This is a genomic window from Chlamydiota bacterium (assembly GCA_016178055.1).
Taxonomy (GTDB): Bacteria; Auribacterota; JACPWU01; order JACPWU01; family JACPWU01; genus JACOUC01.
In genome coordinates this window covers 54,238-81,152 of sequence record JACOUC010000046.1, presented here as the reverse complement: position 1 = coordinate 81,152, position 26,915 = coordinate 54,238, and the positions used below count along the sequence as shown (strand labels likewise).

The 26,915-nt window shown below is 41.3% G+C and carries 23 protein-coding genes; 5 read left to right on the top strand and 18 right to left on the bottom strand.

Features of this window, described 5'->3' with window-relative positions; all coding sequences use genetic code 11:
- Positions 1-232: 232 nt before the first annotated feature.
- From HYS07_07195 to HYS07_07180, 4 genes are all read right to left on the bottom strand, one after another.
- On the bottom strand, positions 233-3,292 hold the full coding sequence (locus HYS07_07195) for an efflux RND transporter permease subunit (GenBank protein ID MBI1870960.1): 3,060 nt from the start codon (positions 3,290-3,292) through the stop codon (positions 233-235).
- Positions 3,293-3,374: 82 nt separating this feature from the next.
- Positions 3,375-6,539, bottom strand: a complete 3,165-nt coding sequence (locus HYS07_07190) for an efflux RND transporter permease subunit (GenBank protein MBI1870959.1) — start codon at positions 6,537-6,539, stop codon at positions 3,375-3,377.
- A 113-nt stretch (positions 6,540-6,652) separates the two neighbouring features.
- Positions 6,653-7,915: an efflux RND transporter periplasmic adaptor subunit gene (locus tag HYS07_07185; GenBank protein ID MBI1870958.1), complete on the bottom strand. Its 1,263-nt coding sequence runs from the start codon at positions 7,913-7,915 to the stop codon at positions 6,653-6,655.
- Positions 7,916-7,971: 56 nt separating this feature from the next.
- Positions 7,972-10,119, bottom strand: coding sequence for a TolC family protein (locus HYS07_07180; GenBank protein ID MBI1870957.1), 2,148 nt, complete (start codon positions 10,117-10,119; stop codon positions 7,972-7,974).
- 387 nt (positions 10,120-10,506) lie between these two features.
- On the opposite strand from HYS07_07180, the gene HYS07_07175 reads away from it, so the two are divergent.
- The gene (locus HYS07_07175; GenBank protein MBI1870956.1) at positions 10,507-10,977 is read left to right on the top strand and encodes a hypothetical protein; all 471 of its coding nucleotides are present in this window, start codon (positions 10,507-10,509) and stop codon (positions 10,975-10,977) included.
- Positions 10,978-11,039: 62 nt separating this feature from the next.
- Entirely contained in the window at positions 11,040-11,357 is a 318-nt protein-coding gene (locus HYS07_07170) for an integration host factor subunit beta (protein MBI1870955.1), read from the top strand.
- Positions 11,358-11,427: 70 nt separating this feature from the next.
- On the opposite strand, the gene aroC is transcribed toward HYS07_07170, so the two are convergent.
- Positions 11,428-12,510, bottom strand: a complete 1,083-nt coding sequence (gene aroC, locus HYS07_07165) for a chorismate synthase (GenBank protein ID MBI1870954.1) — start codon at positions 12,508-12,510, stop codon at positions 11,428-11,430.
- Positions 12,511-12,663: 153 nt separating this feature from the next.
- On the opposite strand from aroC, the gene HYS07_07160 reads away from it, so the two are divergent.
- The gene (locus HYS07_07160) at positions 12,664-13,680 is read left to right on the top strand and encodes an ATP-grasp domain-containing protein (protein MBI1870953.1); all 1,017 of its coding nucleotides are present in this window, start codon (positions 12,664-12,666) and stop codon (positions 13,678-13,680) included.
- Positions 13,681-13,716: 36 nt separating this feature from the next.
- Here HYS07_07160 and HYS07_07155 read toward each other — a convergent pair whose 3' ends face one another.
- Positions 13,717-15,456 (bottom strand): FAD-binding protein, encoded by a 1,740-nt coding sequence (locus HYS07_07155; protein MBI1870952.1) that lies wholly within the window; start codon positions 15,454-15,456, stop codon positions 13,717-13,719.
- 216 nt (positions 15,457-15,672) lie between these two features.
- Positions 15,673-16,080 (bottom strand): peptide-methionine (R)-S-oxide reductase MsrB, encoded by a 408-nt coding sequence (gene msrB, locus HYS07_07150; GenBank protein ID MBI1870951.1) that lies wholly within the window; start codon positions 16,078-16,080, stop codon positions 15,673-15,675.
- 349 nt (positions 16,081-16,429) lie between these two features.
- Here msrB and HYS07_07145 point away from each other — a divergent pair, with 349 nt between their 5' ends.
- Entirely contained in the window at positions 16,430-16,753 is a 324-nt protein-coding gene (locus HYS07_07145) for a hypothetical protein (protein MBI1870950.1), read from the top strand.
- Positions 16,750-17,163 carry a type II toxin-antitoxin system VapC family toxin gene (locus tag HYS07_07140; protein ID MBI1870949.1) on the top strand — a complete coding sequence of 138 codons (414 nt, stop codon included), beginning with the start codon at positions 16,750-16,752 and terminating at the stop codon, positions 17,161-17,163. The genes HYS07_07145 and HYS07_07140 overlap by 4 nt, the downstream gene beginning before the upstream one ends.
- Before the next feature lie 228 nt (positions 17,164-17,391).
- Here HYS07_07140 and HYS07_07135 read toward each other — a convergent pair whose 3' ends face one another.
- From HYS07_07135 to HYS07_07085, 11 genes are all read right to left on the bottom strand, one after another.
- Positions 17,392-17,586: a hypothetical protein gene (locus HYS07_07135; protein ID MBI1870948.1), complete on the bottom strand. Its 195-nt coding sequence runs from the start codon at positions 17,584-17,586 to the stop codon at positions 17,392-17,394.
- Entirely contained in the window at positions 17,576-18,139 is a 564-nt protein-coding gene (locus tag HYS07_07130; GenBank protein ID MBI1870947.1) for a hypothetical protein, read from the bottom strand. The genes HYS07_07135 and HYS07_07130 overlap by 11 nt, the downstream gene beginning before the upstream one ends.
- 1 nt (position 18,140) lies before the next feature.
- The gene (locus HYS07_07125; protein ID MBI1870946.1) at positions 18,141-18,485 is read right to left on the bottom strand and encodes a histidine triad nucleotide-binding protein; all 345 of its coding nucleotides are present in this window, start codon (positions 18,483-18,485) and stop codon (positions 18,141-18,143) included.
- Positions 18,486-18,639: 154 nt separating this feature from the next.
- Positions 18,640-19,278: a V-type ATP synthase subunit D gene (locus tag HYS07_07120; protein MBI1870945.1), complete on the bottom strand. Its 639-nt coding sequence runs from the start codon at positions 19,276-19,278 to the stop codon at positions 18,640-18,642.
- Positions 19,275-20,684 carry a V-type ATP synthase subunit B gene (locus HYS07_07115; GenBank protein ID MBI1870944.1) on the bottom strand — a complete coding sequence of 470 codons (1,410 nt, stop codon included), beginning with the start codon at positions 20,682-20,684 and terminating at the stop codon, positions 19,275-19,277. The genes HYS07_07120 and HYS07_07115 overlap by 4 nt, the downstream gene beginning before the upstream one ends.
- Complete coding sequence (locus HYS07_07110; protein ID MBI1870943.1) at positions 20,651-22,408, bottom strand: V-type ATP synthase subunit A; 1,758 nt, start codon at positions 22,406-22,408, stop codon at positions 20,651-20,653. Before HYS07_07110 ends, HYS07_07115 begins: the two co-directional genes overlap by 34 nt.
- A gap of 144 nt (positions 22,409-22,552) precedes the next feature.
- Positions 22,553-22,882 (bottom strand): V-type ATP synthase subunit F, encoded by a 330-nt coding sequence (locus HYS07_07105; protein ID MBI1870942.1) that lies wholly within the window; start codon positions 22,880-22,882, stop codon positions 22,553-22,555.
- Positions 22,875-23,915: a V-type ATPase subunit gene (locus tag HYS07_07100; protein ID MBI1870941.1), complete on the bottom strand. Its 1,041-nt coding sequence runs from the start codon at positions 23,913-23,915 to the stop codon at positions 22,875-22,877. Before HYS07_07100 ends, HYS07_07105 begins: the two co-directional genes overlap by 8 nt.
- A 167-nt stretch (positions 23,916-24,082) precedes the next feature.
- On the bottom strand, positions 24,083-24,667 hold the full coding sequence (locus HYS07_07095; protein MBI1870940.1) for a hypothetical protein: 585 nt from the start codon (positions 24,665-24,667) through the stop codon (positions 24,083-24,085).
- A gap of 18 nt (positions 24,668-24,685) precedes the next feature.
- Positions 24,686-24,988, bottom strand: coding sequence for a hypothetical protein (locus tag HYS07_07090; GenBank protein MBI1870939.1), 303 nt, complete (start codon positions 24,986-24,988; stop codon positions 24,686-24,688).
- Positions 24,989-25,054: 66 nt separating this feature from the next.
- Positions 25,055-26,911 carry a hypothetical protein gene (locus HYS07_07085; protein ID MBI1870938.1) on the bottom strand — a complete coding sequence of 619 codons (1,857 nt, stop codon included), beginning with the start codon at positions 26,909-26,911 and terminating at the stop codon, positions 25,055-25,057.
- Positions 26,912-26,915: the final 4 nt, after the last annotated feature.

Sequence of the window (26,915 nt, the reverse complement as noted above, 5' to 3'; positions counted from 1 at the left end):
TATGTAAAATTGCACGCATTTTGATGCCTGATTCCACTTTTCTGTGCAATTTTACCATGCCCAATTCGATTCTTCTCTCCTTTTCTCCTTGTTTTATGCGGGTTTCGCCTTTTTGTCCCTTTCTTCAACAGACCCTAAGTAGTAAGGAGTATAAAGTATGTAGTAAAATCTACTCCTATTGTGTTTCTTTGTTTTCTACTTACTCTTTACTCCTTACTACCTACTGTTCTTCCTATGCTTTGACCGTGGTTTTCGCTTGAAATATAAGAGAAGCAGCCCAGGTAAAAAGCCGTCCGATGTCATTAAAAATCATGTAGATACTTGGGACAATGAAGAGTGTCATCACGGTAGAGCTGATTAAACCGCCGATAACAGTGATGGCAAGTGGACTCCAGAGACTGGCTCCCTGACTTCGATCCAAGGCCGTTGGAATAAGTCCTAACACCGTTGTAGCAGCGGTCATCATGATGGGCCTCAATCGATCAATCCCTGAAGCAACTGCAGCTCTCATCTTACCGTATTTATGCTCACGAATGAGATAGTTGATGTGGTCGACCATCACAATGGAATGGTTAACGACAATTCCCCCTAACATAATGGCTCCGATCATGACTCCCATACTGATGGTGGTATGCGTTGAACCTAGCGCAATGGCAACTCCAATGGAGCATAGAGGAATTGCGGTCATAATGATAAAAGGCTGAAAATAGGATTCAAAGAGAGAGGCCAAAAGCATGTAAATCAAAACTAAAGTAATAAGAAGGGCAGTGGATAACTGATGCTGATTTTCAACCTCTCGGGCATAGTCTCCCCCAAAAAGATAATAGTAATCTTTTGGAAATTGAATGGATTTTAGCTGCTCTGCCGTGAGAGAGGCGGCTTTTTCCATGCTGATGTCATGAAGATTTGCACTGACTTGAATCATTCTTGTTTTATTCAGTCTCCAAACCTCGCTGGGGCCAATCCCTTCTTTAAAATGGACAACATCCTTTAATTCGATTAAATCGCCTTTGGGAGTGATGAGGGTTAATTTACGAATGTCACTTAAATGGGCCCGGTCTTTTTGCTGAAGACGGGCAATGGTCTCAATTTCTTTTCCTTTGGAATGAAATCGGGTTGCTTCCAGCCCTCGAATTTGGGCATGAAGTTCATCAGCAATATCCTTTGTGCTCATTCCATGAGCTGCGGCCTTGTTTTTGTCCACGACAATTTCATATTCAGGGCGTCCCTCTTTCATTCGCAGCTTAAGATCTGTAAGGCCGGATGTTTTTTCCATCTTTCCTGCAATCTCCGTTGCAAGTTTTTTTAACGTAGCATAGTCATAGCCATAGACATCCACTAAAAATTCTTTGGATCCTCCTCCACGAGATTCTGAAAAGTAAATGAAGGCTCGCTCTGCCTCTCCAACCGTTTTTAATCTAGGCCTGAGCTCTTCAATCATTTGTTCGACGGTTTTATCCCGTTTTTCAGAAAGTTCTACGTAAACTTTAGAAGACCACCCTTCAACGCGGGATGAAACCGTCTGAACCTCGGGTATTTTAGAGACAATGTCCTCCACCTCTTTTACAACTCTGTCAGAGAGTTCAAGTTTTGCACCGGAGGGGAGTTCAACAAAAATGGTGAATTTCCCTTCTTCAGATGAAGCCAAAAGTTCTTTTTCAAGGGTTCCAATGTACTTAAATCCTAAGTACATGGCAAAAAATACAATAGCGACATGAAGATAACGGCGACGGACCGCAAAGACAAGACCTTTACGGTAAAAGTGTCTAAAACTTTTCATGATGCCTTTTGATTTTTTCTTTTTCGTAGCCAGTTTATTTTTTCCACGAGACGCCATGAGGGGAACAATCGAAAGGGCCGTAAACAGAGAGGCTAAAAGAGAGAAGGTAACGGTTAAAGCGAGCCCTTTATAGAGGAGTTGGATTTGTTTATTAATAAACACAATAGGAAGAAAAACAATAACGGTTGCCAAGGTTGAGGAAACGAGTGCTAAAAGCATTTGATTGCTTCCTTCAATGGCGGCATCAATGGAGTTTTGTCCTTTTGAACGTTTGATATCGATATTTTCAAGGACGACAACCGCGTTATCGGTCAGCATTCCAATTCCCAAAGCCAAACCGCTCAAGGTCTGCACGTTGATCGTCAGTCCACTGAAATACATGAGGGCGAAGGTGATGATGATGGAAAGAGGCATGGAGGCGGCAATGGCCACCGTCGATCGTATGTCTCTTAAAAAGAGAAATAAGACAATGATGGCTAAAATGGCCCCTTCTTTAAGAGACTTCATAACCGTTTCAATGGCTTTTTGAATGAAGAGGGCTTGATTGCTGACCGTGATTACACGGACGTCCGTACCCAATGTCTTAACAATCTCAGCGATTTCCTGTTCAATGGTTTCACAGACCTTAACCGTATTGGCCGTAGATTCTTTTTGAATGTAAAGGGAAACAACATCTTGGGTATTGGTTCGAGCATAGGTGGTTGCCTCCATGAACGAATCTTTTACTTCCGCAATATCCGCTAACCGGACAATCGAATATTGATCGGTCTTGAGGATGGGAATATCCTTAATCGCATCAACCGAAGGAAGCTGCCCCATGGTCCGCAAAAGAATTTTATATTTTTTCTTATCGACGCTTCCCACCATCAAGTTCAGGTTATTTTTAGAAATGGAGGACACCACTCTTTGAACCGAAAGATTAAGGGCTTGTATTCTTTTTTGGTCAATTTCGCAAAGAATTTTCCTTTCTCGGCCTCCACCGACTTCAATATTTGCGACACCTCTTATACGAGAGAGTCTTTCCTTAAAGCGTTCTTCAACCAAAGTGCGAATTTGCTCGGTGGTTTGAACAAAACTTGCAACGGCCAAAATCATGATGGGTGTGTCAGACTCTTCATATTTTGCGATCACAGGCTTTTCAGCTTCACGGGGAAGTTTATTTTTAACCTTGGCAAATTTTTCTCGGACTTCAAGAGAGGCAAAATCCATATCCGTTCCCGGAGGGAAGCTGAGGACCACAGTTGATTTTCCCTCTTTGGAAGTAGATCCAATGCTCTCAAGATGAGTAACGCTGCTTAGGGCTTCTTCAATAGGGCGAGTGACTAAGAATTCAACATCGACAGGCGGCATTCCTCCTCGGATATTAACAAGAATCGTGATTTTATCATAGCTTGCATTCGGCATGAGTTCGACGGGGAGACGTGTAAAGGCCACAATGCCAAAGAGTGTTAATGCGGTAAAGAGCATTAACATCGAAATGGGACGTCTCGTAGAGTATGAAGGTAAGCTCATAATACGGTTCAAAGTTTAAAGTTTAAAGTTCAAAGCTGAAAGCTAGAAGCTAGAGGCTAGCAGCTAGAAGCTGATATGTATGTTATTCTGTCTTCCTTCTAAATTTATCCATAAAACCTTCGACAATGATGAATAGAGCAGGAATCAGGAGAAGGGTTAAACAGGTCGATACGAAAAGTCCTCCCACAACCGTGATGGCCAATGGAGATTTTAATTCTCCTCCTTCACCTATTCCTAGAGCAAGCGGGAGAAGGCCAATTAGGGTGACAAGGGTACTCATTAAAATGGGACGGAGCCTGACTTTGCAGGCTTCCGTCACAGCTTCATAAAGGGGCTTTCCTTCAGATCTTAAGTCATTGATATATTCAAACATGACAATGGCATTATTGGTGACCATTCCACCTAAGGTGATGAATCCCAGCATTGAAAAAATATTGACAGAAGTATGGGTGATAAAAAGGGCAACGGAGACACCGATAATTGAAAAGGGGACGGAGAACATAATTAAAAAGGGTTGAATCAGAGATTCAAATTGGCTTGCCATCAGCATGTAAATCAGAAGAACCGACATGAGAATGGTGATCATCAGGGCTTTAAGAGATTTGGCCTTTTCGGCGCTTTCACCCCCTAGACGTATCGTATAGTCTTCAGGCAGCTGAATTTTTTGAAGGAAGGCATGTATTTCTGTTTCTACTTCAGATAATTTTCTGCCGTAAAGATCAGCATAAATATAGACCACCCGGCGCTGCTCGAGTCTTTTAACTTCACTGGGTGCCCGACCACTTTCAAGGCTTGCAACCTCTTTAAGGGGTACTTGGTTCCCTTGAGAAGAATGAATCCATAAGTCATTTATTTTAGAGGTAGTGTCCGTATCTTGACTATTTAAGCGGGCTCGAATAGGAAATTCAGCCCCCTCCTCCTTAAAGTTAGTTGGAATCACTCCTTTAATCGCCATCTGGCAAGTGAGAGCAATGTCATCAGAAGATAAGTCATAGAGTCCCGCTCGATCTTTATTAATATGAATTTTGGTTTCAGGAGCTTTTTCCGGAATGCTATCACGCACACCATAGACTCCAATGATTTTCTTTAATTTTGATTCAGCTTGCTGGGCGATTTCTTCAATTTTGCCTAAATCTTCTCCAAGGACTTCTAGTGTAATGGCGGATCCTCCTCCCAGAGCGCTTCCAAAGAGAGATTCTTCGGAACTAAAAGTAATTTCACCTCCTTCTAGGTTAAGAGAATCGAGTTCCTTTTTAAGGGATTGAATCACGTCATTTGTTCCACGCTTACGCTCTTGTTTTAAAGAAACAATGGCTAAAGCCTGATGTGAACCTAGTGTCTCAGCCCCTTCGGCAGCTTTTGCGCGGTCAGATCCGATGGTGACAGAATAATTCTCCAATTCTGGAATTTTTTTGATGATAGTCTCAATATTTTCCATTGTTTTATTTGTAATTTCAATGCGAGTTCCTGTTTTTAGTTTGAGTTCAATAATAAACTGGCCTTTATCAACCTTGGGGAGTAATTCCTGATCAAGGCGCCCCATAAGCCAGATGGAGGCGACGAATAGCATGAGCGTTATTCCGAGGAAGAACTTCTTTCGACCCAGAAAAGTCTCGAGCATTCTCCCATAACCACTTCGAATTTTTTCCATGGTGCGATCCACCCCTAATCCAAACTTTGTCTGAATTTGAGTTTTTCGACCCTGAGCGGCAAGTTTGGGGACGAGTGTAAGACACAAAATATTGGAAGCAAGATTGCAGAAAATAACAGAGAATGCCAATTGCTTAAGGAGTTGTCCTTCAACCCCTGAAAGAAAGATCATCGGAAAGAAAACAGCCATGGCTGTGAGAGACCCTCCGGTGACGGCTGCAGCCACTTCATTGGTGCCCTTGACGGAGGAGACGAAGGGATCTTCTCCCAATTCACCTCGATGTCGGGAAATATTTTCAAGAACAACAATGGGGGCATCGGCAATCCCTCCAATGGAGAGGGCCAGTCCCATCAAACTCACAATATTGAGACTAACGTCAAATGCAAACATGCAAATCAAAACAAACATGAACCCTGTAGGGATGGTGAGAGAGACGATGGCTGCCGGCCATAATTTTTTGAGAAAAAGGAAGAGGATCAGAAAAGCGAGAAAAACGCCTTGAACGCCGTCATCTTTGATTCCATTAATTGACTCTTTAATAAAAATTGATTCATCATAAATCACTTCAATATTTAATCCTTTAGGAAGACTCGGTTTTAAAAGTTCAAGTTGGTTTTTGACTTTTTTTACCGTTAAAATTGAATTTGCAGCAGGCTGCTTTTGAATGGTAATGGAGATATTTTCTTGTCCATTATACCGGGAATAGCTTTCAACTTCTCGAAGGGTATCTGTAATCTTGGCAACGTCCTTTAAGAGAACGAGTCGGCGGTATTTCCCTTTTTCTTGTTCTTGACGCTCTTGGGTACTCATCACCTCATCTTCACCGGATGCATTTTCTTGGTCATCAACACTGATGGGGGTATCTCCAATTTCTTCAACCTTTTGAAATTCTCCAATCGTTCGTAAAAGGTATTCATAAAATTTTTCTTTGGTAGAACCTGCTGGATAATTCAGATTAGATTTTTTAAGAGCTCCCGTGCTTGGATGGGCAATTTGGAGGAGGTCAATGTTGGTGGAGCGCAGAGCCGATTTATCAATTTCAATCAAGATTTCTCTTTCTCGTCCGCCGCTGATTCCAGCAGAAGCGACCCCTTCCGTTTTCTCAAGCTTGTCTTTGATGAATTTTTTTGTGAAACGCAAAAGTTCCTGAAGGGGATAATTTCCCGTGATGCTGAGGACCAACATAGGTTTTGCAAAGGGATTAATTTTTTTGACGATGGGTTCATCGGAGTCTCTGGGGAGTCTTTCTTTAACCAAATCAATTTTTTCCCGCATCGCCAAGGCTGCAAAGTCCATGTTGGTGTCCCAGGTAAATTCAGCCGTGACAAGCGATATTCCTTCTTTGGAGCTGGAATGAATACGGGTCAGATTTCTGACGGTGGCAATCGATTCCTCAATAACTTTTGTAATCAGTGTTTCGACTTCTTCAGGGGCTGCATTGGCATAGGTGGTTACCACCGTAAGTTGTGGATAACTGATTTCGGGCAACAGCTCTTGAGGAAGTTTTGATACACAGACAACTCCCAAGAAGATCATGGCGCAGAAAATCATCATGATCGTAACGGGTTTTCTGACTGAAAACTCTGCAATGCTCATAGTGACCTTATGCTAGAAGCTATTTAAAACAGCTCGAGGCTCGAAGCTCGAAGTAAAAGCAAAAACGGAAGAAGTATTTGCCTCGAGCCTCCAGCTTCGAGCCTCGAGCTGTCTTATTCCTTTTCCCCAACCTCAGCGCCCACGCCTTTAGGGGCTTCACCGCTGGCTTCTTCTTTTTCAGTGATCTTGATCGGGGCTCCGTCTTTCAATTTAACTGGGGTATCGGTGATGACCAAATCGCCTTCTTCGATTCCTTCATCGATTTGTACATCGTCCATAGCCGTATATCCAATCTTCACAGGTTTTTGATGGGCAATATTTTTTTCGTCAGCAACATATACAAAGGATTGCTCCCCTGAAGTTTCAATGGCCTTAATGGGGATAGAGAAAGTATTCTTTTTACTAAAGACCACAACGAGTCCCCGAGTAAACATCCCTGGAATGAGTAAATTATCGTCATTGGCTATTTTTGCTTTTACCGTTAAGGTTCGGCTTTTACCCTTAATCATAGGGGTAATCGTTACAACCTCTCCATCAAAAGAACGATTGGGAGCACTGTCAATGGTGAATTTTGCCATCTGTTGGGCTTGAATTTTATTGATATCCTTCTCGACAATCCCTATTTTTGCATAGACTTCTGTTGTGTCAATGACACTGACAATGTCATTGTTTGAAGTCACATATTCTCCAGGTTCAGCCTCACGGGCTCCAAGAACGCCATCAATGGGGCTTTTAAGATAAGTTTTTGAAAGCTCTTGTTTTGCGGACTCCACTTCAATCTTTGCCGCTTCAACTTCCTTGGTTTTATTTTCTACCTCGATCTGGGCTTCTTCGAGTTTGGCTTTGATGATGGCACCAATGTCATAAAGATGCTGATACATTTCTATTTTTTTATGAGCGCCCTCAAGAGCCGTTTCGGCAACTTCCAACTTTGCTTTTCGGTATTTCACCTTGAGCAGGGAGTCTTGGTTGTCTAATCGTGCAATCACATCGCCTCGCCGGACGCGATCTCCATCTTTAAAGTTATAGAACTCAATGACGCCAGGCACCTCAAATTTGAGATCGATTTCTGCAATTCCTTCAATGGTCCCTAGGACAGGCAAAATATCCTGGAAATCAGTTTTTTGGGCTTTGGTTACCTTTACACTGACAGGTTCCTGCTGTTCTTGAGGTTTTGCTTCGCCCTCTTTTTTAGGTCCTTCTTTCTTCTCTTCAGGTTTTTCACCCTTTTCCTCTGGCTTAGCTTCTTCCTTTTTCTTTGCAAAAAGAGAATCTTTAATCTTTGTAAAAGCTTTGTATTTTATTTGTGCAAAAATGATTCCTACACCGATCACAAGAATGATGAGAGTTCTTGTCAGACGATTTTTTTTAGCCATTTAGTACGCTCCTTTTATGAAAACAGTCGTGAGTCGTGAGTGGTGAGTGGTGCCTCTCACGACTCACGACTGATTTTATCCTCTTTTTCCATTTCCAATTTAATTTTCGTTTTTCTTAGGTAGTCGTTTGCTTTTGCATTATTAGGATCTAACTTTTGAGCAGATTGAAATTTTGCTAAAGCATTTGGGTACTTGTTTTCATTGTAAAGTTTAATCCCATCTTCAAGCGTTTGCTCGACGAGTTGTTGGGTTGTTTGGGGTTCTTGGCGAGGGGCGGAAGAATTATTTCCCCAAAGTTTCCACCAAGGCTTTTTCCCTTCCAGTTTTTCAATGACTTCTTTATAACCCGCGGTATTGGGCAAGCTTCCTACTTCGCCAGGGGCATTGATAAATTTTTTCCATTCGTTTGCGTCCGTAGGTGCTTCTTCTAACCCTCGCTTAAGATCAAAATAATCCGTTAGGCCCATGGATTTATTTAAATTAGCAATGGCCGTGTAGTAGCCAGTCGAGGCCTGTCCATATTCTGATTTAGCTTTTGAGAAACGATCCAGGGTATCGAGGAGCTCGGAATCGAGGATTTCGTTGAGCTCAAGTCGGGCGACAGAGATTTGGAATTCTCGATCCGCGACCTTTAGCTTTTGGGTGTTATTCGTGAGCTGCTGGCTTGCTTTTTCATATTCATAAAAGTTCTTTTTGACCTCAAAAATGACGGAGTTCCGTTTTTTGACATATTCATCAATGGATTTAAGGTATTTGATATCCGATTCTTTGATGTTAATTTTAGCTGTGCTGTTCCAAAAATACCACTTGAGGGTATTGCTTTGAAACTCTGTTGCAGTGGTTTGTCCGACACTGGGGACTTTATTTTGAGCGATGAAATTATCTTCGAGGGTATTGGAACCAAAAGGCTTCGTGACTTTAACGCCCACGAACCATTCTTTTTCAAGCTCAAGTTCTTCCGTAATAAAGGCCTCATCATTGACTCCGGCACTGCCTTCAAGGTTTACATTCCATTTGTATTCACTGGAGCTGATTTTTTGGCCCAGTTTATTATATTCCATTAAAAATTCGTTCACGGCAAGATCAGATCGACTTTTGAGGGCAAGTTGAATGCACTGCTCTAAGCTCGTTTGGAGGCCATAAACTCCAAGTTTTGTGCGTACTGTGAAGGGATTTTGATCTCTTGGATCCATGATTTGGGACATTGTCAATTGGGCTAAGATAAGGTCTTTTTTAGCTGCCTCGAGCCGATATAAAATTTCGTCAACCTTAGATTTTGATTTAAGCCATTCCAGCTCACTTGAAAGTTCAAGTTTTCGTCTTTTTTCTGCAATGGCGAGACTCTTATTTGCATCCTTGTAAAGTGATTCTAAATCAGTCACTTCTTTTAAGGCGTTAGCAAAGATGAAATAGGCCTGCTCAACTTTAAAATCAAGCTCGGTTACTTCTTTCTGAAGATTACGTTTTGCAATTTCCCAGTTGGTTTTAGCTTGAAGGAAGAGTGCCTTATTTTTTCCCCAGGTGAGAAGAGGTTTCTGGACCTCTAAGGTAATTTCTCGACCAATAAAATCCTGTCCCGTAGTGGTTCCTCGTGTTTCCTTCCAAAAGACATCGGCCGAGGGCCAGAGGGCTCGACGGGCAGGGGTGATTTTCAGTTGGGCCAAGAGAGCTTCTTCACGGGCAATTTTGACAGAGAGACTGTTCGCTCGTGCAATCATAATGCATTGTTCTAGAGTGAGTGGAATGCCAGGGGCAGAAAGAGATTTTTCTTCAGACACATCCTTTGGGTAAAAGATAGGATTTTCAGTTGTCGAAACGGTTGAATCTGAGGTTGAAAATTCTGCTAAAGGTTCTGGAAGAGCTGGGGTGGGTAAGTTGTTTTTTAAAGTCTCTTCTTGTACAGTATTTTGGGGGATTGCAGATACAAATTTTTCAACACGACGCATCCATTGCTGGGCTTCGTAATTTTGAGGATCAACTTCCAAAACTTTTTCAAGTTGAGAGCGAGCCTCTTGATAGTGTTGGGCTCTATAAGCTTTTTTTGCAAGTTGAATTTGTGTTTCAATGAATGCTTTAGCTTGAGATGGGTCAGAATCTTTTTCAGATATTTGTGTTTCAGAATAGGATGATAAATGGAAGAGAAAAAATAAAGCGAATATTCCCAATGTCAAAGTAAACCTTCGTCGGATGAGTGCTCGCTTCAAACGAAACTCCTTCTACGTAACTAAGTTTGGAGTAGTGAGTTTACCTATTTTGCCTGACTTAACATGAGATTAAGTGAGGTAATCATAATGCTTTTGTCCACCCAAGTGGATGAAAATAGACGACCCGCGTCATTTTTAATTTAAAATCCAAAAACCAAAATGCAAAATGACATACTAAAATCCAAAAATTTCAATACTATCGCAGGAGAAACATTTCAAATTTTGCATTGTCATTTTGATCTTTGATTTTTGATTCTTGGATTTTTAAGGGCTATCTTATGACATAAGTCCTTAAGTGTCAAAGATATTTTTAGGATTTTCCCTTCCCGATTTACCCTTGACACCTTTTAGACCCCATGCTATTCTTCAGAAAAGAGGAATGATAGGATGAGCTTGGGCCGTAAAGACTTAGAGCGAAGAATTAAATTGCTCGAGGATTTTATGGGCCTATGGAAAGAACTCCATGGTATTTTGGAATCTTCGGCAAAAAATGATCAAATTTCTGTAGTCAGTGAAGAAAATTTCTTAAGAATTAAGGCTGAGATTGCACGACGTCAGGCCCATATTAGTGAAATCTTGCAGTTAAATCACCATTTTAGTGATGAAGTGATGAGTTTAATGAGTCAAATTGTCTCTATTAGAGATTTTTCGACTTTTTCTTCGATTCAAACGAAAAGAGTGGAATCTCAGTGGCACAATTTATTTATTTTAATGAATGGTCAGATGGGAAAGTACGAAGCTTATTGCGAGGGAACTTTTTCAAAATGGATGCAGTGGTTGAGGCATCCTGTGATTGTGATACTTGCGTTGATTGGAATTTTGTTAGGGTTTTATTTTCTAGGGCATAAATTGCGTTAAGGTGTTTTTACTTTGGATACTTGAAGAGTGAAAGCAAAAAGTTTTGAAAAGGAGGCTTCAAAATGACAAAGCGAGATTTAGCGATTCGGATTTCAAATGAGACAGGAGTTGCTCAGATTTCAGTCAAAGAAGTCATCCAGAAAACCCTGGATTATATTATTGAGAGTTTGGGGAAAAGGGATAAAATTGAGCTCAGAAATTTTGGTGTTTTTATGGTGAAGCATCGTGATGCAAGGGTTGGAAGGAATCCTAATAAGCCGGAGCAGGAAGTTCAGATTCCAGCAAAAAATGTTCCGTATTTTAAGCCGGGAAAAGAGATGAAAAAAATTGTAGAAAGCTTGGCTGTTTTGCCGGAGAGTGATCCAAATACGCCGGTTTAGAAGTTAGCGTTAAGTGTAAAGTTGTGAGTGTGTAGTCGCCCGATTCATCGGGCAGATTCATGTTGTTTCTTTATCCGCATTGAGCTTTTTGCCTCAAGTAGTGGTCAACCAACACAAGCGCCATCATCGCTTCTACCATGGGTACCGCTCTTGGAAGAACGCATGGATCATGACGGCCGGGAGCAGAAAGTTGAGTCGATTCCCCTTTAATATTTACACTTTCTTGAATTTGCTTAATCGTAGCTGTGGGTTTAAAAGCAACTCGTATAACAATGTCTTCGCCGTTTGAAATTCCACCTTGTACGCCTCCCGATCGATTGGTTTTAGTTCTAATTTTTCCCTGTTCGATGTAGAAGGGGTCATTATGCTGGGAACCGGTCATTCGAGAGCCAGCAAAACCAGATCCAATTTCAAATCCCTTGGTCGCAGGAAGGCTCATCACGGCCTTTGCCAAATCCGCTTCAAGTTTGTCAAAGACAGGATCTCCTAATCCGACGGGAATATTTTTTGCTACAGCTTCAATCACTCCCCCTAAGGAATCTCCTTCTCTACCTGTTTCTTCAATGAGGTGGATCATTTTTTTTGCGACGGTAGAGTCTGGGCATCGTACAATGTTTGACTCGATTTGTTCATGATTAAGAGTGCCCAGATCAATTTCACAACTGAGCTGGTGGATTTGTTTCACGTAGGCAAGAAGGGTTATTCCACATTGTTCTTTTAAAATTTTTTTTGCGATGGCTCCTGCAGCAACGCGTCCGATGGTTTCTCGGGCACTGGCTCGGCCTCCGCCTTGCCAATTTCGGATTCCGTATTTTTGCTGGTAAGTGTAGTCCGCATGACTGGGGCGAAAGGTGTCTTTAAAGGTTGAATAATCTTCAGGGCGGGTATCTTTATTCCACACCATCATGGAAATAGGGGTGCCTAGTGTGAGCCCCTCAAAAACACCTGAGAGAATTTGAACGCGGTCTTCTTCTTGACGAGGCGTTGTAATTTTACTTTGTCCAGGACGGCGACGATCTAATTCATATTGAATATCCTCTAAATCAAGGGGAATACGAGGTGGGCAACCATCGATGACAACACCAACGCCGCCTCCATGGGATTCTCCCCAGGTCGTAATTCTAAAAAGATGTCCAAAAATATTTCCGCTCATATAACTTGCTCGAAGCTCGAGGCTCAAGGCTCGAGGCAAATACTTCTTCAGTTTCTGCTTTTCTGTCGTCTGTTGTCTGTCGACCGTTGACTATCCTATCATGATTGACTTGAGTCCGATAGATTTTAGTGCTAAATTAAATATAAGAGCTTTATGAAAAAATTAAATATCACAATTCTAACCAATTCTACCCAAGAAATTTCTCCAGAAAATTCCAATTCTAAAGAGATTGCAGGAGCCGAACGTGAGGTCGAACATGATATTCAGGATGCCTTGAATAAGGCAGGTCATCGGGTTCGTATTCTGGGGATAAAAGATGATGTCAGAAATTTTTTTAATACGCTCTTAGAATATCAGGATGATATTGTCTTTAATATTTGTGAATCTTTTCGAAATAATTCAATGATGGAAATGCATGTTGCGGCTGTTTTGGAATTGGTGGGGCTTAAGTATACAGGCTGTGGTCCAACCGGCCTTTTATACGCTCAAGACAAAGGAATCACAAAAAAGATTTTGTCTTATCATGGAATTAAATTTCCAGCCTTTGCTGTTTTTCCTCGTGGAAAAGGTTTAGAACTTCGTCCCTCCGATTTAAGATTTCCATTAATCGTTAAACCTTTAACAGAGGATTCCTCGATTGGAATCAGCGGTAACTCCATTGTCAAAAATGACGAGGCGTTAAACGAAAGAATTCAATTTGTTCATGAGAAGCTTGAACAGGATGCATTGGTTGAAGAATATATCGAGGGACGAGAGTTTTATGTGGGACTATTGGGGGGAGCGGAACTTCAGGTGCTTCCCATCATTGAAGTGGATTTTTCAAATTTTCCAAAAGATAAACCTAAAGTGGCCAGCTTTAAGGCAAAATGGGATATGCGTTACCGAGAAGAAAAGGGGATTCGCAGTATTTTCCCAAAAGATTTGCCAGACGAATTGATTGCTAAAATTTCAGAAGTTTCCTCTTTGGCTTTTCGGGCGCTCAATTTAAGGGATTATGCCAGAATTGATTTGCGTGTGACGCCGGATCATGAGGTTTATGTCTTGGAGGCTAATCCCAACCCTTATATTGCTGAAGGCGAGGATTTGCCTGAGGCGGCTGCCAAGAAGGGGATGTCTTATTTGGAGTTTTTGGAGAGAATTCTAGACTGTGCGTTGAAAAGGTACAAATAAAGAGATTTCGGATTTTGAATTGCGGATTTACAGAAACTAAATTTTCATGGGAAAAATATTTCCTCTTCCTAGAATACCATAGGGATCAATGGCTTCCTTGATGGATGCCAATTTCTGCAATCCATTCTTACCATAAAGAAGTTCAAGAGAGCTGTGTTTCATTTTACCAATTCCATGCTCTGCTGAAACCGTTCCTCCCATTTTGACCGAAGCAAGGCACAATTCAAGATAAATTTCTTTAGCCCTTTTAAGTTCAGTTTCATTTTTAGGAAGAAGATTGGCATGGAGATGATTGTTTCCAATATGGCCAAAGATCACATATTTGATTCCACTTCGTTTTAATTTTTCTTCGAATAGGCTGATCATGTCTGAAAGCGAAGGGTCGGGGGTGGCCGTATCTGTTCCGACTTTGTGAAGGTGAGAAACGCTACTTTCTCTTTTATACTTGCCGATGATTTCATTCACTTTTACGGGAAGAGCATGTCTAAATTCTTTTAAGCGCCTTCCAGCTTTTTCTTCACCCGGAAAGGCAAGTTCAAGGTCATCCAAGACGCCTTTTTCTTGGAGAAGGAGAATCATTTTCCCAAAAGGATGGCTTTGGAAATTTTGGCGTTCCTGATCGGTTAAAGAGCGGTTTTCAAAAAGGGGGTTCATCCATTCTTCAAGGGTTTCACGGTTGATGGTAGAAACACTCTCTTGTTCAAAATAGATGGCGCTTCCACTATCTTGGGGAATTCGAATCCCTAAAGTATTTTTTCTTAAGAGGTTTAAAGATTCTCGATCGAAATATTCAATGGCTCGGATGTCAAGCCCGTAGGGGTCTTTGTTTTCCCATGTTTCATGGGAATGGTTTCGGATGTCTTCTACAAAGTGGATGGCATCAGAGGTTCTTGGAAAAAAAACAATGGCGCTCATCACCGCTATAGGTTTTGGAATCAGTTTCAACTCGATTTGGGTAATGACCCCGAGCGTTCCTTCAGAACCAATCCACAAATCTATAAAATCCATCTGGGGTTTGATGAAATATCCTGCAGCATGTTTGGTGGACGGCATGAGTAAATTCGGGAGCACCACTTTAATTTTTTCATGAGTGGAAAGGTGTATTTCAAATTGGTTAAGTGAATTAGCGAATGTTTTGCCTCGTTCTATATGAAGAATCGATCCATGGGCTAAGACCGTGCGCAGAGATTGCACATAGGCCCTTGTTGCTCCATATTTGAAAGTTCGGGCTCCAGAGGCATTGGTTGAAACAGTGGCTCCTAAAAATGCGTTCCATTCTGTGGGATCAGGAGGATAAAAAAGAGAGTGCTCTTCTATTCTTTTTTGAAATTCACCAAGGCGCAGTCCCGGAGGGACTACGGCAAGAATTTCATTTTCGTGGGTGCTTTTAAGATAGAATTGATAAGGTAGGTTGGTAGGCTCGTCTTTCCCTTGAATGATCTCCAAGACCTTCTCGTTTTTTTGAGGAAAAACTTGATTCATAAAATGGGTTGCAAGAACTTCTCCCCCCATGGGGATAGCCCCTCCGACGAGTCCCGTGTGGTTTCCTGCAATGGTAACGGTTTTTTTTAACTGATAGATTTTTGTGAGGTATTCACAGATTTGGGCTTCGGTTTCTGGGAAAACGACTGCATCCGCGTTTCCTCCGCTCATGCGGGATGCATCCTCTAAGAATTCTCCAAATTGTTCGACATCGGTTTTTCTAAGAATCGTTTTTCCAGAAGTATCTTCTGGGTGAACGAGAGGTGAAACACTTTGAATTTGATGGGTATGCATAAAGAATCAGTTGTGCCGCCCTTGGCGAGCCTCGCCTTCGGCGGGAGTTGTGAGTAAAAATCCAAAAATCAAATACCAAAAATCAAAATGACAGATCAAAATTTAAAAATATTTCCCTCGCAATAGCATTAGAAATTTTGGATTTTAGGTTGTCATTTTGCGTTTTGATTTTTGAATTTTAAATTAAAATTTGCTCAGGTATTTCCAGTTCTTGATTCAATGATGATTAGATTTTTTTTCGCCTTTAAAATCGAGTGATACAGAATTGACACAGTAGCGTAAACCCGTTTTCGTGGGGCCATCCTCAAAGACATGTCCCAAATGACTTCCGCATCGACCGCAGAGAATTTCGGTCCGCACCATGCCATGAGAGCTGTCTTTGACCTCCTTGATACGCCCTTCAGCAATTTCTTGATCAAAGCTAGGCCAGCCGCAATGGGATTCGAATTTTCTTTCTGAATCGAAGAGTTCATACCCGCAGGCCGCACAAACGTATTTGCCTTTTTCAAAATGCAAGTTGTATTTTCCGCTAAAGGGTTTTTCAGTCCCTTTTTGACGTAAGACATCATACTGTTCAGGGGTCAGAATTTTTTTCCATTCATCTTCCGTTTTTGGAATGTTCATATTTTTAGTTTTCTCCGAGGGGTTGGAAGTATCCACAGAATCGGTAAAGGCTATTTTTGAGAATATGAAAAGAACGAGTCCTGTAAGAATGATCAGATTTTTTTTAAGCATAGCAAACCTTTTGGTTTAAGTGAGATTATATCAGGAGTTAGAAAGATTTGACCCAAATTTTTTATTAGACAAACTGTAATACAAATTGTTATACTTTTCTTAAGATTGAATCTCTATTTCTGTTTAACCCAGATTTTGCAATAGACGCGAGAACCGAGACGCAAGAGCTTGAGCCAGATTGGCCTGAAGAAAACGTAGCCATACTGTACCAGTATGTCGAGGCTTTCTGAAGGCCAAGGTGGCCAAGATCTTGCGTCGAATTCCGCGGCCTATTGCAAATTCTGGGTTTAACTCGGCGCAGTTAGAAATGGAGGTTAGAAAGGGAAAAGTCATGGTGATGGTGAGCGTAAGGCAACTGCTGCATGGTTTTTCAAATTATTTGAAAAAAATTGAGGAGGGAGAGAGGATCATCGTTCTTAAGAGAAATGTCCCGGTAGCAGATATCATTTCTCATTGTGAAAATATTCAGCAGCCTGTCTGGAAAAGAAAGATTAACAAGATGACCTTGAAAGGGGTTTCTTTTTCTAAGACTACGGTTAAATGTCGAGAAGAGAAAAGATGAGGGCCTTTATTGATACCTCTTCGCTATTTAAAAAATATGTTGAAGAGGAAGGGTCGGATGAATTTCAGGGTCTATTGGAAAAGGTGTCTGAAATTGTTGTTTCTCCCGTTTGTTGGATAGAAATTCATGCAATTATTTTTCGACTTGTTCACGAGAAAAAAATGAGTATGACTCAAGCCGAGTGGCTTCAGAGAGAGATTCGTAAAGATTTTGATTTTTTTAGTAAAGTCATCTGGGGGGCTGATCTTGAGCGTGAAGCCGTTGGATGGGTTAAGAAAAATGCATTGAAGACACTTGACGCCGTTCAACTTGCATCAGGATATTTAGCGAAGACGGATCTATTTATTACTTCCGATCAGAGATTATTTAATGTTGCGAAGAGAATTTTGAAAGGGGTACATTTCATTTAATTCAAAATCCAAAAATCAAAATGCAAAATGACAGACTAAAATCCAAAATTTCTATCGCTATTGCAAGGGAGACATTTTAAGTTTTACATTGTCATTGTCATTTTGATTTTTGTCATCATGAACTTTCAGTCCACCCAAGTGGATGAAAATTGAGTTCCTCCCCTTTGGGGTACAAAGGAGGGGAATAGCCAGTAACAACGTCTCATTTTCATGACTGGATTTTCATGTTTATTTCAAAATAGAATATTTTGCATCCTGAGTGTGGTAATCATAAATTTTGGTGAAGCCACAGTTTTTGCACGAGACACAGGCATTTTCGCTGTGACCATAACTAAAGAATCGTGTGACGGCATCTTTTCCATGACAGAGTGTACATTCAAAATGTTCTGCCATGAGATTAAAAAGTGTGAAGTTAAGTGCCATGGTTCTCCCCTCGATCTCGATCAAAGAAATTCATCAATCCGCAAGCCTTACATGAACTGAAGTAAAGAATCATCTTTTTTTTGTCTGCATAACCACTGAATTTGTATTTTACCTCCATGGTCAACCTAAAGTCAGCATGCTCTTTATTTTTACAATGAAGACAGGGAGTGGTGATTCGATTCCTTAACCATTTTTTAGGCCAGGGGCTTTTTGTTTTTTTCGTAGGGCGATGAAGGCCAGCTAGAAAATCCACATGATAGAAATTTTTAAGACCGCACGTTTTACAAAAAACTTCAAAAATGTCCTCGTCAAAAGGGAATGCTTCATATTGTTTTCCTTGACATTGTAAGCATTGATATAAAACGGTTAAGCGATCTTTTAGGGATTGAAGGACGATTTTAAGAGGGTTATCTTCAAAATGTTTCTTAACAGGATCTTCATACGTTTTTTGAGATTTTTTTTTCTTTTCCAAAATGGCATTGATGATCAAAACCCATCCGCCAATGATGGCAATCGATAAAAGTAAGAGGAAGAAAAAAAGATGTGGGCTCATTTTACCCCGGGGGCCATTTCATGTCGCGACCGCCTAGAAGGTGCAGATGGATATGATAGACTGTTTGACCTCCTTCAGGGTTGCAGTTGATGACAAGGCGATATCCATTCTTGTCAATTTTATTTTCTTTTGCAAGTTGATTTGCTAGAAAAATCATTTCACTTAAAACAAGACCTTCAGGTGGATGGAGATCATAAATTCGAGCGATATGTTTTTTAGGGGTGATTAAAATGTGAATGGGCGCTTGGGGATGGACATCATAAAAGGCAAATAAAGAGGAGTCTTCATAAGCAATTCGGGAAGGGATTTTTTTTTGGGACATTTTGCAAAAGATACAGTCATCCATGCTGCCATTCCTCCCCTTCTTACACAATCTCATTATTCCTTAAGGAATAAAATTTTCAGGTAAGAAGAAACATTTGTTGTATTATACCAGAATTCCCCCCTTTTGTTTTGATAAAGTTTTATTTTAGAAACCTAACTTAGCTTTTAGGAATGAGTTAGGATTCTTTCTTCCTTTCAAGTTTGAGCTTAATTTTTTTAAGACGAAAGGTGTCTTCCCGTTCTCTTTGCTCAATAACGCTTCGAATAAAGCGAATTTGAGTGCTCATGGTAGGGAGGATGATTTGTTCTAAGGCATTGACACGACGCGTTGTTTTCTTAATCTCAAACCCCAATTTTCTGAGTCGAGTTTCGATAGACGCAATCTTGACCAGAAGAGCTGTGAGTTTTTCAAACGAGAGTGCGGTTTGATGTGTGCGAGCGGTAAGAGTGCGAGGGCTCACACCCCGTTCAAGAGGACGACGGGTCCAATTTTCTTCCTGAAATTCAGGAATTTTGACTCCCCACACGTTTTTAAGAGTGTTTTCTAAAGTGATGAGTCTTTGACTTGCCATGGCAACCGATTCAATGGCTCCTTTGCCCTCAATGGCTTGGGCGAGATTTAAAGATTCATAGGCAACGCCCATTTCTTTAGAGAGTTCTTGCCGGGATTGAAGTGTTTGCTTCACAACAGTGAAGAATTCCATGACAAGGGCATCGCGTTTCTTCTTAAGTAAATCGACCCCTTGCTTGGCAAGACTGGCCTGATTTTTCAAGGCCAGAAGGTTCATTCGTGTAGCGCTGATCGTTGTGCTCAAACCCTCACTCCGTAAATTTCTTCCATGCGTTCGCCGTAATATTGATCAATGTGCTTTTTCTGAATTCGCTTTAATTCAGTTTTGGGCAAGTTTTTCGAGAGAAGATTCCACCCGAGATTTAAGGTGTCCTCGATCGATCGATTGGTCATGCCCTGATTGATGAATATTTTTTCAAAATAATCTGAGAATCGAAGGTATTTTTTATCGAGATCCGTTAAAGCCTCTTCACCGATGATGGCGACCAGCTTTCGTAAATCTCTTCCATTGGCATAAGCAGCATAGAGCTGGTTTGCTAGTTCCCGATGCTCATTTCTCGTTTTACCATCGCCAATACCACTGTTCATTAATCGAGAAAGGCAGCGGGGGGCATCGACGGGAGGATAAATCCCCACACGATGCAGTTGGCGTGATAATACAATTTGGCCTTCGGTGATATAACCCGTGAGATCTGGAATGGGATGGGTGATGTCATCATCTGGCATGGTCAAAATAGGGATTTGAGTAATGGAGCCCTTTTTCCCTTTAATATTTCCAGCTCGTTCGTAGAGGGTAGCAAGATCCGTGTACATGTAACCAGGATAGCCACGGCGGCCTGGAATTTCTTCTCGGGCAGTTCCAATTTCTCGCAATGCTTCACAATAGTTTGTCATGTCCGTGAGGACGACGAGAACTTGGTAGTCGTGCTCATAAGCAAGATATTCTGCAACGGTGAGCGCACAGCGTGGTGTTAAGAGACGTTCGATCGTAGGATCGTCGGCAAGATTAAGAAAAATAACTGTCTTAGAAAGGGCTCCTTGTTCTTCAAAGTCTTTAATAAAGAAAGATGCTTCACGCATGGTGATTCCCATGGCTGCAAAAACAACGGCAAATTCTTCAGACTCTCCAAGAACACGAGCCTGGCGGACGATTTGGGCTGCGATTTCGTTTGCGGGCAATCCTGCCCCTGAGAAAATAGGGAGTTTTTGTCCTCGCACTAATGTATTGAGCCCATCAATGGTTGAAATGCCTGTTTGAATAAATTCGGCTGGTTTTTCACGGGCCGTAGGATTCATTGGGAGTCCTGCTAAACTGAGGCGTTTTTCAGGGACAATCGGGCCGAGATTATCAATAGGTTCCCCAATTCCATTGAAACGTCGTCCAATCATTTCTTTTGAAACTCCAATTCTCGCGACATGCTCACGGAGTGAAACGGAGGTATTGGCTAAATCAAGACCTCGTGTTTCTTCTAGAATTTGAATGACGGCAAATTTTTCAGAAACATCAATGGCTTGACCCCCTCGCTTGGTTCCATCGGGGAGTAAAATATCCACCAAGGCTCCATAAGAAAGGTCTTTCGCTCCTTCGACAAAAAGAAGGGGACCAGAGATATAATTTACAGACTTGTAGTGACGGGTTGCAAGTTCCACGCTTCAATCTCCTTTAATAATTGCTCAATTGTCTTTGACCATTCTTTAATAGGGACATCTTTGAGTCGGCCGATCCTTTCCAGGAAAGGGGACTCTAAAACAATTTCAATGGTTCCTCCGTGTTTGAGGAGGTCTGATGTTCTTTGATAGAAGGTGATGATCGCTTTTAAAATTCCATACTGCTTTTCCATCGGACAGTATCCATCAATTTCTGAAAAGGCATTTTGCTGAAGAAAATCCTCGCGAAGCATTTTACCGGCTTCAATGACGAGACGTTCATTATCCTGTAAAGCGTCCGGTCCGACCAGTTGAACGACTTCTTGAAGTTCATTCTCTTTTTGAAGGATTCCCATCATCTCTTGGCAAACCTTGCTAAAATCTGGATGAACCTTGGTTTTAAACCATCCATGGAGATGTTCCTGATAAAGGCTGTAGCTTTTACCCCAGTTGATGGCTGGAAAATGTCGTCGGTTTGCAAGCCCGGCATCCAGTGCCCAAAAAGTTCCTACAATTCTTAGAGTGCTTTGGGTCACAGGTTCAGAAAAATCACCGCCAGGAGGTGAAACAGCTCCAACAATGGTGACAGATCCGATTCGACCCTCTTTCCCAAAGCAAACGGTTCGCCCAGCTCTTTCGTAGAAAGCGGCTAAGCGAGTTCCAAGATAGGTTGGGTAACCATCCTCTCCAGGCATCTCTTCTAAACGGGATGATATTTCTCTCATGGCCTCAGCCCATCGGGAAGTAGAGTCGGCCATCACCGCAACGTTATAGCCCATATCGCGATAATATTCTGCCATGGTGATCCCTGTATAGATGGAGGCTTCTCGAGCAGCGACCGGCATATTTGAAGTATTGGCGACAAGAACAGTTCTTTCCATCAAAGGCCGTCCAGTTCTTGGATCAGTGAGTTCTGGAAATTCATGTAAGACATCAGCCATTTCATTCCCGCGTTCTCCACATCCAATATAAATGATAATGTCAGCGCTGGAATATTTAGCCAAAGTTTGTTGGACGACTGTTTTTCCAGATCCAAAGGGCCCTGGAATGGAAGCATTTCCTCCGAGAGCCACTGGAAACATCGTGTCAAATATTCTTTGACCGGTGATAAAAAGTTCATTTGGATCAAGCTTCTTTTGATAGGGACGCCGGCTTCGAACAGGCCAGCGTTGGATCATGGTCAGCTGACCCCCTTCCTGAAATTTACAGACGACCTGGTCAATGGTGTAAGAACCTTCTTTTGCTATTTCAGAGATTGTTACTTCTTTTTTTATTTCAGGGGGAAGCATGATTTTATGGATAAAAGGACCTTCTTGAGTCTCTCCAACGATGTCGCCGACTGAAACCTTATCACCGATCTTTACTTTAGGTTTAAAGGCCCATCTTTTTTCTTTGGAAAGGGCATCGACAAAAACACCGCGGGAGATAAAGTCACCTTCTTTAGACCGGATGATCTCCAAAGGTCTTTGAATTCCATCATAAGTGGTTGAAAGGAGGCCGGGCCCAAGTTCAGCCATGAGGGGAAGTCCCGTATTCTCAATGGGTTCTCCAATAAAAAGACCGGAAGTATCCTCATAAACCTGAATAAAGGCCGTTTCACCATCTAAACGGATGATTTCGCCCAAAAGGCCTAGTTTACCGACTCGAACAATGTCATACATCTTGGCCCCTTCAAGATTTCTTCCGATGACTGCAGGACCGGCAATTCTAGCGATGGTACCACTCATAAATTACTCCTTAATATAATTTTGGATTTCGGATCTCGAATTTCGGATTCAAAAAGGAACGTTAATTCTTAGTTTTTAAAAAATTATTCCTAAAATCCGCAATCCGAAATCCGAAATTCGCAATCGTTTTTTATTGCTAAAGTGTCATTTTAGCTTTACATAATATCCAATGCAAGAACGAACAAGTTCGGAAACGTATCCTTCTTGATCTTGCGCCTTCTCCATTTCTACTTTGGGTAATGAAAGAAGAACCGGGAATGGTTTTTCTTCCAAATGTTTTTGCAATTTTTTGTCTTCCAAAGGATAAAGATCTTCCTCAATGGCAATGAGAGAAGGCTCAGCGTTGTCAATAAATTTTTGAATCAGACTTCGAGCTTCTTGAGGGGTTTTAACTTGTCTGACATCGACTCCCGCCAAACGAAAGCCGCTGGCCCAATCCCCTTGGGTAATCATGCTCAATTTGATCTTAGACATTTAAAAGTTCCTTCTCCAGTTTGCCCATGCTGATATTGGTTTTCTTCCCTCGAAGGATCAGACGAATATTACGGACTTCAGCAATTTTATAGAAGAGGAAGCCCAATAAGAGATCAAATCCTAAAGGATCTCCTAGAAATGAACGCATCCCGTTTTTAAAAAGGCGTTGATCTAAGATTCTTTCAAGTTCAACTTCATCTTTAGGTTTTTCAGATATCATGAGAATGGACGCGATCAAATGGCATGCAGATTCGCTCGTTTCTGATTGAACAATTTGGATAAACTGTCCTTTTCCTAAATGGGTCCCTTTGTCTAAGTAGTATTCAAGGGTTTGGTCGAGGGTGAGCTCTTGACCGCGAATACGAAGGGAAGAGCGGGCATTAAAAATGTCTTTTAGATCATTCATCATTTTTCGCAAGGATAATTCGTTCAGGGAAAGGTGTTGAAGGGTTTGATTGATTTGATTAAGAAAATCTTTTTCGAGGGTGCTTTCAAGAATAAATAAATTTTGTGTTTCTTCGAATTGAGACAGAACTTTTCCAAGAGATTTAGAGAAGATGGATTTCCATGTGATTAGAATCTCAATCACACTCCTGACATTTGCGGCTCCTGAAAGCTCCTTAAGAAGAGCCTCGTTCAAACGGCCTACAGGAAATGTTGAACTTAAAATTTCATCTGGATCTCTTTCGGAAAACTTCCCACGCAATACTGTTTTAATGGCCTCCATATCCCAAAAGAGAAGAAGGGTTTCAAAAAGTATTTTAGGACGGCCCTCTAAACTGTTGAGAAGGGTTTGAGTGATTTGACACAAATCTCGTCTTAAGGCTTCTTCGACCCTTTCAAGAGAAATCTCGTGACTGGGATTGTTTAAATAGGACGCAAGATGTTTATTTTTTAGAATCTCAACCGCTTCTTGAAGATTTTTTGAGCGAATCAGTTCTTGAAAGTCAGAGTTTTGGAATAATGCGGATTTCATTCCACGAACCCGTGCGTTAAGATAGCTGTAATCGGAACTGGTTTGTTTAAATAACATCTTACCCTCGGAAAACATGGTCAGAAAACATGGTTTAAAGTTTAAGGTTTAAAGAAAAAAAGCTAAAAAAAGTTTAAAATTCCAGGACCAGTTTAAAGTTCTAGGGCCAAAAATCGGCGCTCTCGTTTTTGTCTTTCAACTTTAAACCTTAAACTTTGAACTTTGAACTATTTGTTTGGCCACAATTTCTCTGCGACTTCTACTTTTAAGGAATTTTCAGCTTTAGAAAGACGGCCACTTAAAGTATTTTCAATCTGAAGACGATGATCAAGCGTTTTGAGAATGATCCCACCTGTAATCTTTGAATTAGGTTTCGTCTCGGCTTCCACTTTAAGTTTCTTTAATATTTCTTGAACGGATTGAATGTCTTGAGCAGCTGTTTCTACCATCACTTTACCTGATACATCCTTAAGTGCTTCTTGAATGAGAATGCCTAAAAGTTCTGAACGATCAGGAGCTTGAGATCGCTGATGAATATTTTGCTTTGCTTGATCAAAAACCCGCTCAATCTCTTTTTGACGGGCCTCAAGAAGGATGCGATTGGCTTGGGATTTTGCTTGCCCCATCTCTCTCGCCTCTTCAATGTCCATCGCCCGTTTTACAGATCCCATCATTTCTTCATGGTTTTTTGCAATACGAACTTGGGCATCCTTTTTGATTTGGCTGATCTCAAGCTCAGTTTCCTCTTCTATTTTTTTTCTTTCTTTTTCAGCCTCGAGTTCTAAACTTAAAAGCATCGATTCGATGGACATAGTATTCAATCCTTAAGTTTACAAAACGAAAATAATTAAAACAGCGACAACGAACCCTAAAATAATCATGGTCTCTGGAATCGCTTCAAGAATAATGACGGATCCAACGAGTTCTGGCTTTTCTGCAAGAGCACCGGCGGCTGCTGCTCCAATTCTTGCCTGCGCAAGACCGGAAGCCAGAGCGGAAAGGCCCACAGCTAAAGCAGCAGCGATCGCTTTAAACCCTAAACTGGATTCTGATTTTTCTTTCTTTTCAATTGAAACTCCCTCTTTTCCTTCTGCTTCGGCAAAAAGAGGTTGTGACGCCACAATGAACAACATACTGAGTAGTGCACCGATCCAGACTAACTTTCTCATCTTCTTTATTCTCCTTTTTGAGTTTTTAAATTACACTTGAACCCGCTTTTTTGAAAGGGGTTGATAAAGCCGTCCTCCCGAATCATAGAATTTTGTAAAGAATTCTACGTAGTGAAGACGTGCTGACTGTATGGTTGGGCTAAAAGCCAACACCATATTGATGATATGAAATAAAATGGCAATGATCGCTCCTAAAATCACATTTCCAACAATTCCTCCCAGCATGTTTCCGACAAAGGCCAGATATGCACTTGCAACCCCTACAGCCATCAAACGGGCATAAGAGAGCATGTTCCCTACAAAGGATAAAAGCTCCATCAACATCATGGGGCCTTTCATGAAAATGAGAAGGGGAACCGCAATCAGAAGCAAAATAACGGAAGGAATTTTGGCTAAAGTTGGAACTTGATGGGCGAGGACTCCAATCAATGTGAAAAGACTGGCAAGACTGATGAGAATGGCGATGACTTCAATCACTTCATGATGATGACGGTGCTTGATGGATTGAATGAGTTTTAGAACAAATCCTAAGGTGACATGAAAAACACCGACTGCAATCGCCAAGATAAGAAGGGGGACCAGGGAGTGGAGGCGATCCCAGACAATTTCTGTAGAGCCTAAGTGCATTCTAAGGGGATGGATGATTTCCTTTTTTTCAAGCCAATCCCCAAAACATTCCCCAAAGACAATCCCGAAGAGGATGGTGTAAGTGGAAGAAATAAGAATAATTTCTCCGACATGTTTGAGAAGTTCTTGTGTTGTTTTCAGTCTTAAAATGAGTCCCAGAATGAAAAAAACAAGTCCGTAGCCGATATCCCCCATAATCATTCCAAAAAAAATTGGAAAGAATAAAGCAAAATAGGGTGTCGGGTCAATGGAGCTATATTTCGGAGGTCTTAAGACTTTGATAAAAAGTTCAAATGGTTTAAAGAAGCGATAATTATCTAAAAGGACAGGTGCTTCATGGCAATCCTGAACTTCAAGATGGATCGATCCCTTAAAGCGTTCATTGAGCATTTTTTCAAGCTTAGAAATGGATTTTGCTGGATTGTAACCCTTGATGATAAAGGCTTTTTGGGTCTGTCCCAGATCTTTCATTGCTTTATGAACCGTTGTTTCATCTTCGAGTTGAGCCTGATATAGCTTGAGGGCGTGAAAATTCTGATTGGCAATTTCACGAAGTGTTTCCTCGATTTGCTGAAGGGTTTTAGGAATTTCCTTCAATTTTTCTTCCATTTTTATGACGGCTTCTTGAAGAGGATAGGAAGAAAGAGAGGAAGGAACTTTGAGTTCGTTTAAGCCAAATCGATTCAGGAGAGAGCGGATCAATCCCGCTTGAGATTTAGGATAGGCGAGAACGACCCCTAATGTTTCCCCGTCCAGCTCTCGTTTAAAAATAAGAATTTTCCCTGGTGAAAGCGTCTCGATCTCTTTTTCTAAAGCCTCAATTTTTTTCTTTTCCATTTTTCCGACTATGGAGCCCAGGGCTTCAAAATGTTGGCTTCCTTCAAGAGGTTGTAAGAGAGGGATGAGATTTTTAAACGTTCCCTGATAGGCTTCTAATATTGAAAACTCATCTGTTAAGTTTTGTTTTCTTTGGACGAGTTCACTACATTTTTCCGATAAATGGTTTATCCATTCCTCATGATTGGACGAAGACAGGGATGCTTGAGAAGCATTCAAGCGTAAAGGAGAAAGAATTGAAATAAGTGTATCCAATTTTGAAAGAAGTTTTTCCTGGCGCGACAGTGTTTCAGAACTGGTTCCATCCCAAGCCAATTTTTCAAGGCCCTCTGTCTGGGTGAGATGGACCGTTCCCAAATCTTGAAGGACGCGGACCACTTCATTCGAAAGGGCTTTCGGACCCACCACCATTATTTTTTTCATCGGT